At 37.1% G+C, this 17,428-nt stretch carries 17 protein-coding genes and 1 pseudogene; 6 read left to right on the plus strand and 12 right to left on the minus strand.

The window, feature by feature from the left end; all coding sequences use genetic code 11:
• Positions 1–88: 88 nt before the first annotated feature.
• The 5 genes from IGI46_RS21280 to IGI46_RS21300 all read right to left on the minus strand — a co-directional run bounded on the left by IGI46_RS21280 (position 89) and on the right by IGI46_RS21300 (position 4,517).
• Positions 89–616, minus strand: a complete 528-nt coding sequence (locus tag IGI46_RS21280) for an ECF transporter S component (protein ID WP_429965844.1) — start codon at positions 614–616, stop codon at positions 89–91.
• On the minus strand, positions 600–1,001 hold the full coding sequence (locus tag IGI46_RS21285) for a DUF4430 domain-containing protein (protein ID WP_429965843.1): 402 nt from the start codon (positions 999–1,001) through the stop codon (positions 600–602). The genes IGI46_RS21280 and IGI46_RS21285 overlap by 17 nt, the downstream gene beginning before the upstream one ends.
• Positions 1,002–1,961: 960 nt before the next feature.
• Positions 1,962–2,240 carry a hypothetical protein gene (locus IGI46_RS21290; RefSeq protein ID WP_207701864.1) on the minus strand — a complete coding sequence of 93 codons (279 nt, stop codon included), beginning with the start codon at positions 2,238–2,240 and terminating at the stop codon, positions 1,962–1,964.
• A gap of 321 nt (positions 2,241–2,561) precedes the next feature.
• Positions 2,562–3,545, minus strand: a complete 984-nt coding sequence (locus IGI46_RS21295; protein WP_429965842.1) for an ornithine cyclodeaminase family protein — start codon at positions 3,543–3,545, stop codon at positions 2,562–2,564.
• A 249-nt stretch (positions 3,546–3,794) separates the two neighbouring features.
• The gene (locus tag IGI46_RS21300) at positions 3,795–4,517 is read right to left on the minus strand and encodes a MerR family transcriptional regulator (RefSeq protein WP_429974212.1); all 723 of its coding nucleotides are present in this window, start codon (positions 4,515–4,517) and stop codon (positions 3,795–3,797) included.
• Positions 4,518–4,586: 69 nt separating this feature from the next.
• Here IGI46_RS21300 and IGI46_RS21305 point away from each other — a divergent pair, with 69 nt between their 5' ends.
• Positions 4,587–5,399, plus strand: a complete 813-nt coding sequence (locus IGI46_RS21305) for an Hsp33 family molecular chaperone HslO (RefSeq protein WP_429974213.1) — start codon at positions 4,587–4,589, stop codon at positions 5,397–5,399.
• Between the two features lie 223 nt (positions 5,400–5,622).
• On the opposite strand, the gene IGI46_RS21310 is transcribed toward IGI46_RS21305, so the two are convergent.
• From IGI46_RS21310 to IGI46_RS21325, 4 genes are read right to left on the minus strand one after another with little or no spacing between them, the layout of a single operon-like run.
• Positions 5,623–6,342 (minus strand): ABC transporter permease, encoded by a 720-nt coding sequence (locus tag IGI46_RS21310; RefSeq protein WP_429965839.1) that lies wholly within the window; start codon positions 6,340–6,342, stop codon positions 5,623–5,625.
• Positions 6,335–7,261, minus strand: a complete 927-nt coding sequence (locus IGI46_RS21315) for an ABC transporter ATP-binding protein (RefSeq protein WP_429965838.1) — start codon at positions 7,259–7,261, stop codon at positions 6,335–6,337. The genes IGI46_RS21310 and IGI46_RS21315 overlap by 8 nt, the downstream gene beginning before the upstream one ends.
• A gap of 60 nt (positions 7,262–7,321) precedes the next feature.
• On the minus strand, positions 7,322–8,236 hold the full coding sequence (locus IGI46_RS21320) for a sensor histidine kinase (RefSeq protein ID WP_429965836.1): 915 nt from the start codon (positions 8,234–8,236) through the stop codon (positions 7,322–7,324).
• A 2-nt stretch (positions 8,237–8,238) separates the two neighbouring features.
• On the minus strand, positions 8,239–8,937 hold the full coding sequence (locus IGI46_RS21325) for a response regulator transcription factor (RefSeq protein ID WP_429965835.1): 699 nt from the start codon (positions 8,935–8,937) through the stop codon (positions 8,239–8,241).
• Positions 8,938–9,165: 228 nt separating this feature from the next.
• Here IGI46_RS21325 and IGI46_RS21330 point away from each other — a divergent pair, with 228 nt between their 5' ends.
• From IGI46_RS21330 to IGI46_RS21350, 5 genes are all read left to right on the plus strand, one after another.
• On the plus strand, positions 9,166–9,444 hold the full coding sequence (locus IGI46_RS21330; RefSeq protein WP_429965834.1) for an AraC family transcriptional regulator: 279 nt from the start codon (positions 9,166–9,168) through the stop codon (positions 9,442–9,444).
• On the plus strand, positions 9,407–9,865 hold the full coding sequence (locus IGI46_RS21335; protein WP_429974214.1) for a hypothetical protein: 459 nt from the start codon (positions 9,407–9,409) through the stop codon (positions 9,863–9,865). The genes IGI46_RS21330 and IGI46_RS21335 overlap by 38 nt, the downstream gene beginning before the upstream one ends.
• Positions 9,866–10,063: 198 nt before the next feature.
• Entirely contained in the window at positions 10,064–10,579 is a 516-nt protein-coding gene (locus IGI46_RS21340; RefSeq protein WP_429965832.1) for a hypothetical protein, read from the plus strand.
• Between the two features lie 859 nt (positions 10,580–11,438).
• On the plus strand, positions 11,439–12,545 hold the full coding sequence (locus tag IGI46_RS21345; RefSeq protein ID WP_429965831.1) for a DNA alkylation repair protein: 1,107 nt from the start codon (positions 11,439–11,441) through the stop codon (positions 12,543–12,545).
• 517 nt (positions 12,546–13,062) lie between these two features.
• A complete protein-coding gene (locus IGI46_RS21350) occupies positions 13,063–14,229 on the plus strand; it encodes an RtcB family protein (RefSeq protein WP_429965830.1) in 1,167 nt (388 codons plus the stop codon).
• An 80-nt stretch (positions 14,230–14,309) separates the two neighbouring features.
• Here IGI46_RS21350 and IGI46_RS21355 read toward each other — a convergent pair.
• The 3 genes and pseudogenes from IGI46_RS21355 to IGI46_RS21365 form a co-directional block, all read right to left on the minus strand.
• Positions 14,310–14,945 (minus strand): annotated as a pseudogene (locus IGI46_RS21355) (glycerol dehydrogenase); the annotation flags it as partial.
• A 117-nt stretch (positions 14,946–15,062) separates the two neighbouring features.
• Entirely contained in the window at positions 15,063–16,592 is a 1,530-nt protein-coding gene (locus IGI46_RS21360) for a YfcC family protein (protein WP_429965829.1), read from the minus strand.
• 203 nt (positions 16,593–16,795) lie between these two features.
• On the minus strand, positions 16,796–17,323 hold the full coding sequence (locus tag IGI46_RS21365; RefSeq protein WP_429965828.1) for a GNAT family N-acetyltransferase: 528 nt from the start codon (positions 17,321–17,323) through the stop codon (positions 16,796–16,798).
• Between the last annotated feature and the right edge of the window lie 105 nt (positions 17,324–17,428).

A 17,428-nucleotide genomic window follows, 5' to 3' on the forward strand; every position in this document is an offset into this window, starting at 1 on the left:
TCTATTTTTGATGAGTAGTCCACAAAAATTTTATACTATTTCACTGTCCTATTGACGGGGTGCGCACCATTTACGTCACAGCTTCTCTCTAGTATTGATTTGGCCAAAACCTCAAAAGCAGCCTCGGAATGAATGGCCGCAACAAAGCATAAAACAGCAGATTACCTACACCATGTAGAGTATCAAAATAGATTCCCTGCACGTAGTAAGGCCAAAAAGCACGGATTCCATAAATAATTGTATCACCGCAAGCTGTTAGGAAACCAAACAGATACCCAGTAAAAAGTGCAAAAATCAACTGGGGTAATTGGTGCTGAGCAAACCAAGGAATTTGAGAGAACCCGCAGCTCACAATAATAATTACGGTATAAGAAAAAACTTGTGTCAGTGTCCAAGGACCCATTCCCATATAAATATTGGTCGTGAAAATCGTCAGTAATACAATTACAAAGCTACGCGAAAACCCTTTGTTGAAGCTGACTAAAATAAAAATAGCAGTAATCGGTTGAACATTAGGAATAAATTGAAAGGCTGTACGCCCAACTACACAAGCCGAAGTAATCAACGCTATAAAACAAATATCGCGAATGGTAAATTTGTTACTCGACTTTGCCATAATCAAACTCAACCTGATCACCATTTTTTACGAAGGTTTCCTGTGCACCTTTTGTTGCCCATTCACCATTGATTGTATAGGTCCAGTAATAACCAGCCTGTTCATCTTGCTTGAGGCCATCAATTGCTGTGATCATACCATCCTTCTCTTCCAGCTTATGTTCCTTTTTCATTAAATCCATCAGACTAGTACCTTCAATTAGTTCTACATTTTTATTGGAAACCTCTTTAGTGTTATCAGTAATCTTGACACTAATTGTGATCTTTTCCTCCGTAGAAGCAGTCGTTGATTGATTAGAGCTGGTCAAAGTATTTCCAGTTGGCGAGCAACCTGTGATCAATGTTAAGGTTAGTCCTAATAATAAGATAATACTCAATTTTTTCATGGGTTGTTTCCCCTCCTTTTTATAATTGAAAATAATTCCTAGCAAAATTTTACTCTACTCTTTAGTGTATCACAAGGGTAGAAAGTAAAAAACATGGCTCCCACCTTCCATCAACAGGTCAGTGAAAATCCATGTTCTCTTTATGAGAATCGATCAGCCTAAATTGATTGCCGAGGCAATGTCCTGTTCATATGCGGTCAACATAGGATAGTTTGTGATGGTGGTCGACTGATCTCGATCTCGCTTTTTTGTGTATTACCAAATGATAGAATACGTTTCCATTGTTTGGCAAAAGAATATTATATAGATAGCACTACCAAAATTCAACCAAGAAGTGTTCAAAAATTGTGTTTTCTATTTTAGTGATCCATCCTGCCACTAGAAGTGGAATAGGATAGTTATTCTACTTCTAGTGGACTGGCCAAGACTATCTCACTTTCATCGTAGCTTCCTAGATTAAGTAAGATTTAGTATTACTAATAGTGCTTATTCATTAGGCTCAGTCGATGGACCATCGTAATTTTTGAAGAAGTTGTAGCTAATTATTCGCTAAGAAAAATACGTAAGCAACAGGTGATAAAGGACCTCTGCATGGAACCCATTAAGAGATGGTTGTCTAAAATTGTAAAAACTTGCAACATCCCTAAATCGACAAAATATCTGTAGACCTCATTGTTTGCTAAATTTAGATTGAAATCGTGTTTCTACTATTATATATGTGCTGAAACCGTGTTTTCTAAGTCTTAATACTAAATCCACTGCTGTCAAATCTCATTTAACGAAGTATTTTGAACAAAGCAGGAAAACATCCACATCCTTCAAATGTGTTTCAGCATCATCGCCATAGTAAAAGATCGTTGTAACGCTGACTTAGGAGCAGCCGCTGAAGGACCTGATTGATGCTTGGTGTATATCCAGACGCAAAATAGCCGACAAAGAAGGATACTTTGTCGGCTGCTTTTATTGACGTAAGGGTTGTACTACTCGAACTTCGTTGTTGCCGTAAGCAATCCATTGCTTACGTTCGTTAAGATAAAAATAGATATTTTTTTGTTTAGTACGTTCATTATGGTCCAGCACAAGTTCATAAACAATGTTACTGGAGAGCCAGTCTGTATAATAAATGCGAACGTTCTCATCAGTTTCTATTTTTTTGCCACAGCAGAAAATCGAATAGTTGGTAAAGCATTCCAAGTCATCATCCAAGCATTCTTCAATATACTGATTTACGATTGTCATTACAGGCCCCCCTTTCGTTCTACTTTAGATTGATTCTTATCATAACATATTTTGATAGCGCTTTCCATAACTAAGATTGTTCTTTTTTAGTCTTTTAAGAATTTGTTCAGTATTTTTCAAACTATCTAGAAAAAAGTGGTGAAGTATCCTTAAGATTTATGATTGAAGCGACCCCTAGAAGATAAGAATCTAACTTCTGGGATCGCTTCATGACTCTAACAATTAAGGGTCTATTTTTTATGGCAATTTTTTTCAGATAGCTTTCGGTTCCTAATCAAATTAAGCAAGCTTAACTACATCGATAAGTATTCTTTACCATTACTACAACGGCAGCTTCCGCCCAATTCCTTCTTGTAGAGCCTTCGAGAAGATCGCTTGTCCCATAACCACATCGCTGACAGAAATTCCTACGTTGCTGCAAACAATCAATTCGTTTTTACTAGTACGTCCTGGATGCACACCGACCAAAATTTCACCTGTCTCGCAAGTAACTGGTGCCAGCCCATCTGGGAAGTAACCCATGTCTGCAAACAATTCATGCTCTTCCTTACTGTCCAAGATATACTTGTCCGCCATATAGCAAATTTCTGGATCCCAAAACGTGTTCAAATCACAGGGGAGAATCGTCTGACCTTTGCCAACCCAGTCCTTTTTCACTACCTTTAAGGTGTCCTTTAAAATAACCGTTGCTGAACTCATCACTTCCGATTGCTTAACCAGCTCTTCTGGGCTATTCACTTTAATAATCGGAATCGTAACTTCACCTTTGACTTCCTCAATCAATTGATCCATTGTTTCGCTATGAATATCATAGATGTAAATCTTTTCTATTTTTTTTAACGTTTTGACAATGTATCTTACATGGGCTACTCCCTGAATTCCGCAGCCAAACATACCAAAAGTCGTCGCATCCGGATGCAGTGCTTTGGCAGCCAAGGCTGTTACAGCTGGTGTACGCATTGCCGTCAGCCACGCTGAATCCATCACTGTAATCGGCACACCAGTTGTGATGTCATTCAAGATTAACAGACCAGTTGTTTGCGGCAAGTTGAATTCTTTAGGATTGCGAGGATAGCATTCGATCCATTTTACACCACAAGCTAAATTGTCTGGAACATAAGCTGGCATGGCATGATAGAACACATCAGGATAAGGATGAATACCAATTTTAGCAGGCATTTCGTAAGCTTTTTTTCCGTGAGCAATCAGTGCTTGTTTCACTAATTCCAGCGTTTCCTCAATATTTGGTCCCACCTTTTTACATTCATCTTGGGTTAACCAAAGTAATTCTTTACCTAAATCCAATTTTGTTTTTAAATACTCATGCTACTTCTGAAAAGATTTAAGCTGTAATTCCGTTGCTTCATACGATATATAAAGTACCTCCAATTTTTATTCTATTTATAAACAGCAGGATAAACTGCTCTCATATCCAATAAATATCATTAAAAATGTAATGAAATCACTATAATTCTAGTGTAAGATCGCTATGAATCCTATGTCAATAAAATATTTTTTGTGCTCATTGCCAGTAATTTATTCAAATTAAAATCATTAATCAGTTCGATTCTTAATAAATGCCGTTAATGCTTCAGATAAAAATAGCGAAAAATCTTTTCCATATTGCTTAAAATACTCTTGAGCCTGTGGGGAATCTCGATAAAAAAGCACAAACTTTTCTAAGCCTTCTTTCTGAAAAGAAGCCCCATAGTTTTCTGTTAACATAGTAACAAAATTTGCTAATTCCCGTTGAACATGATTATCACAAGCGGATAATTGCTGAAGCTTGGAAAGTTTACGAAAGTGAACATCAAAATTTAAACTGCCATTGAATTCTTTCAAATAAGATAAATCCTGAACATTTTCAAAATCTAACGTCCAAATATTCGAAAGTTCAGCCTTCAACGGATTATTATCTATAAAAATATTTTTTATCGCTCGTTCTTCCAAGCCTTTTTCATCACTTAAAATCTGGTCAATTCTTGCTAAACGACCCTTGATTCTTTTGACCTGCGTTAATAACAGTTGCTCTTGTCTCAGTAACGACTCTTTCAGCGGTTCATTTGGATTTTGCTTAATTTGGTCAATGATCTCCTCCAAGCTTAACCCCGTTTCCTTTAACAAAATAATCTCGTGAGCCAAAACCAAGTCGCGATAAGTATACACTCTATGTCCACTAGAATCTCTACTTGGAACGAGCAAGCCAACTTCATCATAATAATGTAAGGTTCGTATCGTTAAGTTAGTTAGTTGGGAAAATTCAGTCATTTTGAACATTTACTTGCACCTCACGTAACGTTATGGAATACACTCATCTTATCATAGTAAAACTCACGGAGGAAAAAAATGAAAAATCAGGTAACTAAGTATTTAATCGAAAATAAACAGCTTCGCCTATACCTATTGTCAGGAAAACAAATCTATTCAACGGTTAAAGATTTGTCTTTGGTTGAAGCTGATGCCAGTCAATTTATAAAAGCCTTGAATATCACTGCCTTGGTGAACGTTTTGACGATTGGTAAGCAAAGAATATCGTTTACTTTTTCATCGAAAAACAAAAAAAATAAGCTCTCAACGGATTCATTTTCCAACCATACGATTACTGGAACAGCTACCTTACAAGAGCGGCCCACTAATTTTAAGAAAGGAACGATCCAGACGATTTCAAGCTTAGAGGGGCAATTTGGAAGTGCCCATACTTCTTATTCATTGATGAAAACTGGGGATTTTTATTCTGATATTGAAGCCTATTTTGCAGATAGCGAACAAACACCTACTTATTTCTACCCTATCTCGACAGAAGAAAATGCGGAAAATATTGTATTGTTGCTGCAGCCATTGCCCTTTGCACAGGATGAAGTGGTGTTGAGTTCTTTAGAAAAAATTGAAGTTCTTAGAAAAGGTCTTGGATTGGCAACAATCGAAACGGTTGAATCAAATTTGGCTATTTTATTCTCAGATCAACAGTTTTTAGGGCACACTTCGATTAACTACCACTGTGGCTGTTCAAAGCAAATGTTTTTGCCGTTAATTTTTTCCTTAAGAAAAAAAGAGGTTGAAGAACTTGCAACACAAAAAGAAAATCTCGAAGCAATCTGTCCCCTATGCGGTAAATCCTATACCTTCTTGCCAGAAGATATTTTGTTTTATTTACAATAGTGTTGTGACCATCAAAAAAACTTCTACTTATCCTTGGACAACCATCGAGATAAGTAGAAGTTTTTTTCTATTTATTAAGGAAACTATTAGTTATTCTACTCATTTTTTCTTGTCCAAGCGAAAAGTACCTAAACAGTACTCTCAAAAATTCACGTTAGTCTGTTTTTCACTAACTGATCTCGTAGACACGAGTTAATCAAATATTCTCTTAAATAAAAAACTCCTACTGATTTTGATGCTGAAAAAAAGCTATGCCTCCAAAAATTCCCAGCAAGCAGCAAATAAAAATAGAAGCATAGGGTAGATAATTGTTTGTATCTAATAAACTGATGGAAGTAACTGCAGACCAGGGAACTAGATTTCGCAGATTTGCTGGCCAATATAAACCGACAAAACCAATTCCTGAAATTAGACAGCTGCAAAGTAAACTGGGGTAAAAAATATTCTTTTGCAAAATACAAATGATCAATAGTGGACTCATAGAAAAAAGGCTTAGCAGACCTGTTTTTAAAACAACCCGTGTAATTTCAGTTAACGAGTGTTGGAAAGATGGGACGCCGAAAATGGCTAAATAACCAGCAAAAGTGATTATTAAAAAGCTGAATGTTGTAACAAAACTCCAAAGCAACCAAATAAGATATTTGCTCAATAAAAATTTCCCGCGATTTGTTGGAGCTGTTAGAGTGTTAATGATCGTGCGTTCTGCATACTCTTTTTGAATCAAAAAGGTGATCACAAAACCATTTAGCACTGGATAGACAATTACCTGAATAGGTACAACCAGTCGATATACCCATTCAGTACCTGTCATTACCAAAGAATCTTTTTCCACTAAATCAATTGCTATCATAAACAATGGAAGAATTAAGGCAATTAATGAGCAAACAGGTAGCAGTTTATTTCTTCTTAACTTCAAACATTCATTTGCTACAATATTATGCAATTCCTGTACCTCCTGTTACCTTTTTAAAATAGTCTTCTAAATTATCTACACATAATTCCAAATGGGTCAGAGCAATATCAGCTTGAAAAAAAGATTTACCTAACTCAGCAACCGGAATGCTCAAATCATAAATTCGAATAAACTTGTGCTCCTGTAAAGCATACTTTTCAATTTTTAAAACAGAGTCCAAATAATGAATAGCCCGATATACCTCAGGAGCTTGAATCAAAATATATTGTTCCGATTTACTTTGTAATTCCTCTAACGTACTCTCTTCTAAAAGCACACCGTCGTGGATAATCCCAATGTCATCAGCCAGGAGAGCCATTTCGGACAAGATATGACTAGAAATAATAATCGTTTTCCCGTCTTCCTCACAAAGTTTTTTTAAAAAGGTACGAATTTCAGCAATTCCGATTGGATCAAGTCCATTGGTGGGTTCGTCCAAAATTAATAGTTCTGGATCATTCAAAAGCGCATTAGCAATTCCCAATCTTTGTTTCATTCCTAATGAGTAGGAGGAAAAAACTTTTTTATCATTGTATGCTAGTCCTACCACTGCTAATGCATTTTCAACAGCTGCTTTATTGATGGTTCCTCTCAAACGAGCAAAAACCTGTAAATTTTCAGTCCCTGTTAAGTTAGAATAAAATCCAGGCGTCTCAATAATCGAACCAATTCGAGGATAAACTGATGACTTATTTTTTTTAAGCGGTTGATCAAAAATTGTGATCTCACCAGACGTAATAGTAGTTAAACCCAAAATCATTTTCATGATCGTCGTTTTCCCCGCACCATTTCTTCCTAGTAAACCGTATATTCGCCCTTTTTTTACATTCAAGCTCACTTGATCGACAGCCGATTGTAGTCCGTATTTTTTAGTCAACTTATTAGTCGTAAGAATTGTTTGTCTATTCACTTACTTACCTCCCTTTACTCTACACTTTAACGAAAGAACCTTGCCAAAACCTTGCTAGTTTTATTCATTAATCATGTTTAAAGCGAAAGTTAACACAAAAGTGGTACCACAAGCTGGACGACTAGATACTGTAATCGTTCCATGAGCCAAAGAAACCAATTCTCGAACAATTGCTAAGCCAAGTCCATTGCTGCTCTCTGTTCTTGAATTGTCACATTTATACAGACGATCAAAAATAAATGGCTGATCTGCCAATGAAATGCCGATACCATTATCAGAAATTTCAATGATTATCTCATTGTCTGATTTTTTCAGTGAAACATTCAGCTGATCCGCTTTACTATGCTTAAAAATATTGGTAAAAAGATTATTCAGAATTCTTTCAAATGCCGATTTGTCCAGCAACAGATAGACCGGTTCTTCAGGAATGTCAAAATGAAAATCTAAATTGCTGTTCTCAAACTTTAGAATCCAATCAGCCAAAATTACTCTAATCAACTCACTTACATTTTGTTCTTCAAAATGATAGATCCATTCACCAGATTCCAGCCTTAACCACTCAAATAAGGACTGGACATATTCATTTAAATACAGCGCTTTTGCTTTTGCTACCTTTAGAAATTGGTCATGCTCTTCTTCTGTCACTGTCCCCTTTTCCAACACCTCTAAATATCCAACTAAAGAAGCCAAGGGCGTTCGAATATCGTGAGACAAACTGGTTACCATTTTCTTATAAGCCTGTTCAGATTTACGAGTTTCCATAAGTCTTTGCTTATTTTGGATGACAATTTCGTTAATCCTATAAACTATTTTGCTGACCACAGAATCTTCATTAGCCAGTAGTCGTCTGTCCAAATTCCCCTCTGTGATTTCATTAAGAATTGATGAAGCCTCAATCAGCTGTTTTTTAGTCTGCAAAATGTAGAGAGTTTGAAAAATGGTCAGTGAACACAAAGCAATAACTAAAACAATCATTCTCACACCCCCAAACTAAAACGATAGCCAATACCGTGAATTGTCTGAATGTAATACAAGTGCTCTTTTTCATTACGAATCTTCTTACGCAATTTACTAATGAAGGACATAATATTTCGATCATCAAAAGCATAATCATCTTGCCAGACCTGAATGTAAATTTGTTCTTTGGTGAAAACCTTCCCCTGATTAGCCGCTAGAAAATAAAGTAAATCAAACTCTTTAGCGGTCAATTGAATTTCTTCTCCATTGACCACTACTTTCCTTAAATCAGGATGAATCGCTAATCCCTTAAACTGCAATACCGTTTTCTTCTTCTGGTTTTCATTGAAAACCGTATATCTGCGAATCAACGAATGAGTCCTAGCAATTAGTTCACTCATCAAAAAAGGCTTGGTTAGATAATCATCGGCCCCCAGCCTCAAGCCAGATACTTTGTCCACTTCAGAGTCTTTCGCTGTCAGCATCAACACTGGGATATGATTATTTCTGCGGATTTCTTCCAAAACTTCTAATCCATTGAGGATCGGTAACATAATATCTAGAATAATCAGTTGATAAACAGCCCTATTTAAAGCTTCAAGCCCACTTTTCCCATCATTGCAAACCGTGACGGCATAATTTTCCAGCTTTAATTCTCTTTCAATCAGCAGACAAAGATCCTTATCATCATCTACCAATAATACATTTTTTTGTCTCATCATTTTTCTCCTCTATTACCAAAAGTCGCAATTGAACATTCATCATTATCAGTATGTGTTTTATTATAGCTTTTCCTTTAATCAATACCAATGGGATTTTAGTTCTTGTTTCTAAGATTTTGTGTTAGCTGCTCGCTATGAAGTTGACGATCCGTCTACTTCCCTATTTACAGCTGGATACATTTCACAATATACTGAAAGAAAGTCGTTCTACACAAAGAGGTCGGTATGAATAAACTACAACTCATCAACCAAAGCATTGACTATATCATTCAACATTTAAATGAATCGCTAACCTTAGAAAAAGTAGCAGCACACTTCCATTTCTCTCATTATCATTTTGGTCGTCTATTTAAGAAACAAACTGGTGAAACTGTCTATGCCTTTATTAAGCGCTTGAAACTGGAGCAAAGTGCAATTGATTTGAAGTTAGAGGTAGATCAGCGCGTAACAGATATTGGATTGAAATATGGCTATAGTTCTTCTAAATTACAGCAGCGCGTTTAAGCAAAATTACGCGACCTCACCTAGTACTTATAAGCAATTCGTGACAGCGCCTCAAGCGTCGAATCCATTTATTGCAGCTAAGTTGGAAAAGTTTTCAAGCTATGAAGACTATCAGGAGAAAATAGAAATTGAGCAGCTGCCGGATCAACTGGTTTATTTTGAACGATTCATTGGAAATTATGCTGAATTAAAGCAGCACTGGTTGTTTTTTTTGAAGGAGCATCAGGGAAAAATCCACGGGAAGACCTTACTGCAGGAAAAATTTTATAGCGATCCGGTTTCGGCGGATGTCGATCGTTGTATTTGTGACCTGTGTTTTTCAGTAGACCAGGTGCAGGATGGTACCACTACTATAAAGGGTGGCACCTATGCTATTTATGCTTTTGAAGGAAATATTGAAGACATTTTCAATGTGCTTTAGGGGATTTTTCGGATCTGGCTGCCCCAAAGCAACTATCGAATGCGTGAACGTTTTGCGATTAATCAGTATCTCTATATCGATTCTAATAATGATTTCGTCAGTATGAAGTTGTGTATTCCAATAGAGAAGCAAAGCTAGTTTAGTATAATGTCCTAAACCTATATCATGAAAAAATTTAGATCTGTGGAGGATTGGATAATGAAAACGAAGAAACAAAAAGAGTTGATTGATTCATTTTTGTTAATGCTTGGAGCTGAAAATGAATCCTTATACCGTGAAATTATTCTCTATTTGTCTGATCTCGGTTATAATCCGAAAAAAGATCGGTCAAATATTTCATTTAAGCATAATTTACACAATAAGCAGATAGTTAAAATAGGAATTCGAGGCAAAAAAGACCCTTTACCATTTTTTGCCTTGCGGTTTTCAGGGTGTAAAGGATATTCGCAACGATTTGTGGATGTTGTTCATACTGCGACTGATAAATTTCCTAACAGAACTCCCAAATGTCTAGAAAAAGAATGTGACTATTGCGCTGGTAATCCAGATACACATGTTTATACGCACACATTTCCAGATGGGAAGAAAAAATCGCATTGTGGAGCTTATGCATTGGAAATATTGGCTATTACTTTTGAAGATTTAGCTGAGATTAAGAGACTCATCCAAGAAGAACATGATTATCTACTGAAACATGAAGTAAGCACAGTATAGGCATGGTGATAAAACATTAAAGTCCCTGAAAAACAAGTGATCGATGCTGCTGAGCTAGCTCTTTCGAAAATAAGCTGAATAATCGCAAAAATGTAAGAAGCTTCAAGGTATTATTGTTCGATATCGATTTCAATAGTCATTGGGTTCTCTCGACATTTTTTGGATTATCCAGCTTATTTCTTGGAACTAGCTACCTCTACTCTGACCTTTTGTCGGTATTCTAAATCGTTGAGTCCGTCACTAGTTCAAAGAATTTTATTAAGACAGCATCTTTTTTACTGTCTTTTTATCTACTGAACTGATGGGGCCGTTGTGGCACTTCAGTTTCCTCTTTTTCAGTTTTACTCGTTTTTTTAGGCCACTGTGCGTTTTCTGTTTCGACATGTTTTGACTTCCCTTATTATAAAATCCGCTCAGTCTACTTTAATTGTAGGTGGAAAATACTGAATAATGATCATGACGATCCTCCTTTTCTTAGCTAGATTACCAGTTACTCTTCATTTTTCATTGGATTCTCTTCCCTTCTATTTCCTTCATTCTATGCAAAAGGAGTGGAAGAAACTTCTGAATTCTTGCTATGTTGCAGATCAAATGTTCACCACCGAAGATGAGATAATTCATTTGTCTATACTTATATTCGAAGGCATTTTGATTGTTTAATTAGCCACTGATCCCCTCTATTTTTATTTTTTCAAATTTAATGGATTCCATCCTTGTCCATATCTTTTTAGCATAGAATAAGTACGGACAGGATGATATAATTTGATGAGATTAAAGCTTAGTCTTATCACTTAGCTCTACAAGTCCTTGTTCTCAGTAAACGACACTTTCGCTTTAACATCACATAGAAGGAGAATATATGCCTACTTTACTAAAAGACCAATACTACAATTACGATTCAGTAAACCAGTTAGCTTTGAATCTTCAAGCTGTTGATCCTACCTTTCCTACCACTGATTTTATCAATGATGTTATGAATGAGACTTGGGAAGAACTGGCATTGAAGGCTCGAATGCGTCAGATTACCTTAACTCTTGGGAAATATTTACCACCTGATTATGAAAAAGCATTGCACATAATCGACCAACTTCTTGCCAATTATCCAACAGGATTCAGTGATTTTTCTTTAATGTATTTTCCAGATTTCGTGGAAGTCTACGGTCAGGCTGAAGAACATTGGGATTTGTCTATTGCAGGATTAGAAAGATATACGCCTTTTTCAACGGCTGAATTCGCAGTGAGGCCCTTCATTATCCAGCATGAAAAACGCATGATGGACCATCTGGCTGTATGGGCGAAGCATGACAACGAACATGTTCGGCGCCTTGCCAGTGAAGGTTGTCGCCCACGCCTGCCTTGGGGTCAAGCATTGACTAGTTTCAAAAATGATCCTACTCCTGTCCTTGCCATTTTAGAACAGTTGAAGGCCGACCCGTCCTTATACGTTCGGAAAAGTGTCGCCAATAATCTAAATGATATTTCAAAAGACCATCCTGACTTAGTAGTAAAAATCGCTCAAAATTGGTACGGAAATAATCCTCGGACTGACTGGATTGTAAAGCATGGCTGTCGAACCTTGCTTAAAAAAAGTAATCACGATGTATTAAGTATCTTTGGATTTTCAGATGCTAATTGCCTAGAGGTTACAGATTTCGCGTTAGATACTGATGCTGTTAATGACGGACAAGATTTGAACTTTTCCTTCCAGGTTGAAGCGAAAAAAACAACCAAGGTGCGATTAGAATATGGGGTTGATTATGTCAAAGCCAATGCCACCCGCAATCGAAAAATTTTTCAAATCGCTGAAACTACGCTGCAAGCTGGAGAAAAAAAGTTTTTTACTAAGAAACGGTCTTTTGCCAGAGTAAGTACTAGAAAGCATTACCCCGGAACCCATTCAATCACCTTAATTATGAACGGCATTGAGCAAGGTACCTTGGACTTTAATGTATTGTCTGAGAGTTAACTTTCAAACCACATCGTCACTTAGAATCGAAGGGCTGTTCTCACATTCATTTTTTTATTTAATAGGTAAGTCTTCTATTTTTTGTGCTAATCTTATTTTGTATTTCAGACTACAAGGAAGCAAAAGGTGCATTCTAAGTACAAAGTAATACCTATATTATGAGGAGCATTTACCCAAATAACCTTGACAGCTCATTATCTATGATGATAGGATTAAAAAAGAATTTAAAGAAGGGAGAGAGCATCATGATTAAGACTAATAAAACAGCTTTAATACAATTGATTGATCAGTTCGTTTCGTTTTATTGCACTAGTGGGTCTTTTTCAGAAGACTCTCCATGCAAATAAAGCTTATTTATCAAACTGTCAATCATCCGATTGGCAGTTTTTTTGTGTCGTTTTTTACCGATCTAAAAATATTTACGGAGGTGTTCCTAATGAGTGGAAAAAGAAAAAATCAGAGAGTCATACTAATGAACTAGAGGAATCCCTTGATTCCTCTAAAGAGAGGATTCAACATGTTAACAATAAAAGGAAAATACACTACAGCAAAAGTATATACAGATACCTTAACTGACAGTACAGTAGGTCAAATCATGACCCTATGCAATCAAAAAATGGCTAAAGATGCTAAAATTCGAATTATGCCCGATACCCACAGCGGTTCCAGCTGTGTGATTGGAACAACTATGACCGTAAAAGATCAGGTAGTTCCTAACCTTGTGGGCGTTGACATTGGCTGCGGACTCTATGTCGCAAAAATTAGAAAAGGCGTAAAGCTAAACTTCGATAAGCTAGATCGGATCATTCGTAACCGGATTCCCAGTGGACACCATTCACACAATAAACCGCAGTATACATTTCCGTTAGAGGATGTTCAAGCCCCGATCCATCGCGGTTGGGCATTACGGAGTTTGGGAACTTTAGGCGGCGGGAATCACTTTATTGAAGTAAATGAAGGCAGCGATGGAATTTATTTAGTCGTTCACAGCGGCAGCCGTGTTTTAGGAAAAGAGATTGCAGAATATCATCAAGAGCTTGCTTATCAAAAACTAGCTCAAAGACGACAAGATTTGAAACAACTTGCTAGGTCAGCGTCCACTCCTAACGAAAAAGCGGATCTATTACAAGAACGGGAAGAAATTAAGATTCCTTATGAGCTGTCTTATGTGTCAGAAAAGGATTTGGATAATTATTTATCTGATATGCAAATCGCTCAACAATACGCCGCTTTCAATCGCCAAAGTATGGCACTGATAATTTTGAAAGCGATGAAATGGGGAAAGTACGTGATTGAAAGCTTTGACAGCCCCCACAATTATATTGATCTACAGCACATGATTTTACGTAAAGGTGCAGCCTCTGCTAGAAAGAACGAAAAAATGATTGTTCCATTGAACATGAAGGATGGCTCGATTATCGGTGTGGGCAAAGGCAACGAAGAATGGAATCAATCGGGACCTCATGGGGCTGGTCGAATGATGAGCCGCTCGCAAGCTCGAGCTTCTATCAGCTTAGAAAATTATCAGCATATGATGCGTCATGTCTGGACAACTTCGGTCTCTAAGAAAACGTTAGATGAAGCACCTAAGGCTTATAAAGCCAAGAAACAAATAATGGCAGATTTGCAGGAGACCATGGAAGTAAAGGAAGTCATTCGGCCGTTGTACAATTTTAAGGGATAGTTGGAGAAGTATTCATTCGCTTTATTTGAAAGCAAAACTTCCTGTTGCTCTTTTTAGCTAAAAGAGCAGCAGGCGTTTTTTTATTTCTGATAATAAGCTTTTACGTAAGCATCAACCGCCAACAGTGCAGCAGCGACTTCCTTAGCAGTAATCACAAAGGGCATTTGATGAATTGTTTCGGCTGAGACGGTGGCCAGCTCACTTACCTTCAACAGATCCTCATAAGAAGCATCTGATAAATACACCTCTTCCAAGGTTATCGGTAATCCGAGAGATTGATAAAAGCGAATGTAGTGATCAATTTCTTCACTAGTACGATTTTCCAAAAATAGTTGAGTCAAGGGTCCATAAGCAACTTTCTCTCCATGAGTCAGATGATGGATTTCTCCAGTTAGAGCGGTAAAGCCATTGTGAATAGCATGAGCTGCACCTAGCCCGCTGCTTTTAAATCCCACCCCACTTAACAATGTATTGGCTTCAACAATTGCCTCCAAAGCTTTAGTAACAACTTGTGCCTCGTTCGCCGCAACCGCACTCAGGCTATAACGAAACAAAACATCCTCACATGCTTCAGCAATTGCCACTGAAGCTAAAGTTTGCTTCCCCCCGACTAAATTCTCACCATTATTTTGTAATACTGCCTTGGCCTCAATCCAGGTTGCCATCGCATCTGCAAGTCCTGATTTCAGTAAACGAACCGGAGCTTGACTGATTATCCATGAAATTCAGCTTTTTTACTATAAGCTCCTTTATTGTCAGAATCTATTGTCCCTTAAGTGTTCTAATGTGACTTCTTCCTTCTTGCCTTCAGATAGCGGTTAGTTTCTGATACCTTATCGTCTAAAGGAAGTCATAGCAATTAAAACTAAACAAGTTACCAGGAAAATTATCAGAACGTATTTCCAAATATATTTAAGCCAGATACTGTATTCAACTTTGCCAATCGCTAATGAACCAACCAAAACAGCAGATGTTGGGGTTACCAAATAAACGATTCCGCTAGCGCATTGATAAGCCATAATGACAACCGAACTAGAAACACCAATAAATTCCCCTAATGGCGTCAAAATACCAATCGTAGCAGAAGCCAAACCTGAGGTTGAAGGAATCAAGAAAGCCATAGGAATATAAAATAAATAAGTCATCAACGTAAAAGCAACTGGTGAAAGTCCGCTCAAATGGATCTCTCCAAAATGTAAAATCGTGGCAGTAATTTGTCCTTCATTCATAACTACTTGGATTCCCCGTGCCACAGCCACAACCATCGCTACTGTCACCAAATCTTTCAATCCCACAAAAAAGCTATCCATAATTTCTGATTCGTTCATGTGGTTTACTTTACCAATCACAAGTGTCATCATAAAGAATAAGGTCGACATTTCAACAAAATACCAAGTTCCCAGCGGAGGAAGGTCGCTTCCCAATAGGTTCCCCAATAGAGGCACATTTTTTATCGAGGTACTCAAAGAGTTAAAAAAAGTGAAGCTCGGATTGATATCAGTCCAAGGAATCAATCCTAAGATCATAATCACGAAAGTTAAGACAAACAAAATCAATATCATTTTTTGGTTTTTATTCATCGGTATAATTTCAGTAGTATAGCTTTTGGCTATAAAGGCTTCTTCCGGACGTTGATTATGCAATAACGATTGACTGGGGTCATTTTTTACCTTCATGGCATACTTGTGTACGAAAATAATAGTGATGAGCAGAACAATGACTAAAAGAACTAACCGCCAATTTAATCCATCTCCAGGTGAAATTCCTGCAGTGGCTGAAGCAACTCCTACAGAAAATGGATTAACAGTTGAAGCCAAAATCCCAGCTGATACTCCTAGGAAAACAATGGAAATTCCCGTTAACACATCAAATCCTGCTCCTAACATAACCGGAATAATTAAAGGCAAGAATGCAATGGATTCTTCAAACATGCCATAAGAAGTTCCTCCCAATGCAAAAAGTATTAGTAGTAAAATCATGACCTTAGTTTCTCTACCTTTATTTTTCTTAATGATAGTGGCTATTCCAATATCCAATACCTTAGTTTCATTTACTACACCTAAAAATCCACCAATAATCAAAATAAATAGTGATACTGGTATGGCTCCCGCCGTTTTATCGTTCCCAATCATCCCAATGATCGGGGCTTTAAAAGCATCCCAAATTCCTTGCGGGTTGCTGGTCACCCGTTGGTAGGTTCCAGCAATTAAATTTCCATTGGCATCAATGTCATACTTGCCAGCAGGAATTAACCAAGTCAGGGTAGTCATAACCAAGATAATGATAAATAAAACAGTGTATGCACCGGGCATTTTAAACGTTTTCTTCTTTCTCTCCTTACTTGTAACCGAGTTTTCTTGCATAAAGGTTCTCCTTCTTTACGTAAACCTGAACAACAGGGCTTTCTCTTCATAAACAAAAAAGGCAGTAAAGCTGTATTAGCAATTACTGCAATGGTAATAACCCTCAAAATATTTAAAACCTTTGCCTAAAGTTTCCAACAAGCCCTTTTCGTTCTCAACTCTCGTTTACTTAGAATCTTTTCAAACTATTCTGATCAATTTTTCTAAATTACTCTTTCATAAAAATTACACCAGTCAAAGCCTTTATTATCAAAAGAAGCCAACGTTCCACTTCCTCGATTAACAAAACCTTTGCTTTCATACAAACGTTTGGCGGGAAGGTTATTTTCCAACACGTCTAGGCGAACTGCTTTACAGTTTGTGTCCTGAGCTAATTCAATTGAAAAATCAAGCATTTTGCTGGCAATTCCACTTCTTTGATACTCAACGGCGGTCATTAACGTGTGGATGAACACTATTTTTTCCAAAGAAACCTGCGGATCTTCCCATGGAATCAGCTTGTGTTCTTCTTCACCAGTATGATTCAAAATAACTGATCCAACAATCGTTTCATTTATTTCCGCAATATAAAAATCGGATCTGCTTAGAGCTTGCTTGACTGTATCTATCGTCGGATAGATATTGGGCATCCAGCTGGTCACCTCAGGATCAACCAATGATACATTTTTTTCAAAGAATTGTTCGATTTGGTTAAAATCTTTCCTATCTGCCCTTCGCACGCTGATTGTCACTTGCTCATCTCCTAAAAGTCTATTTTTAAACCCTATTTAGCGGGTTTTTATAGGTTACTTCAAGACAGCTTTCAATCGGTCGTTCAAACTTCCTATTGTATAACC

Origin of the sequence: Enterococcus sp. AZ163, from assembly GCF_050498925.1 — a bacterium.
Taxonomy (GTDB): domain Bacteria; phylum Bacillota; class Bacilli; order Lactobacillales; family Enterococcaceae; genus Enterococcus_A; species Enterococcus_A ferrettii.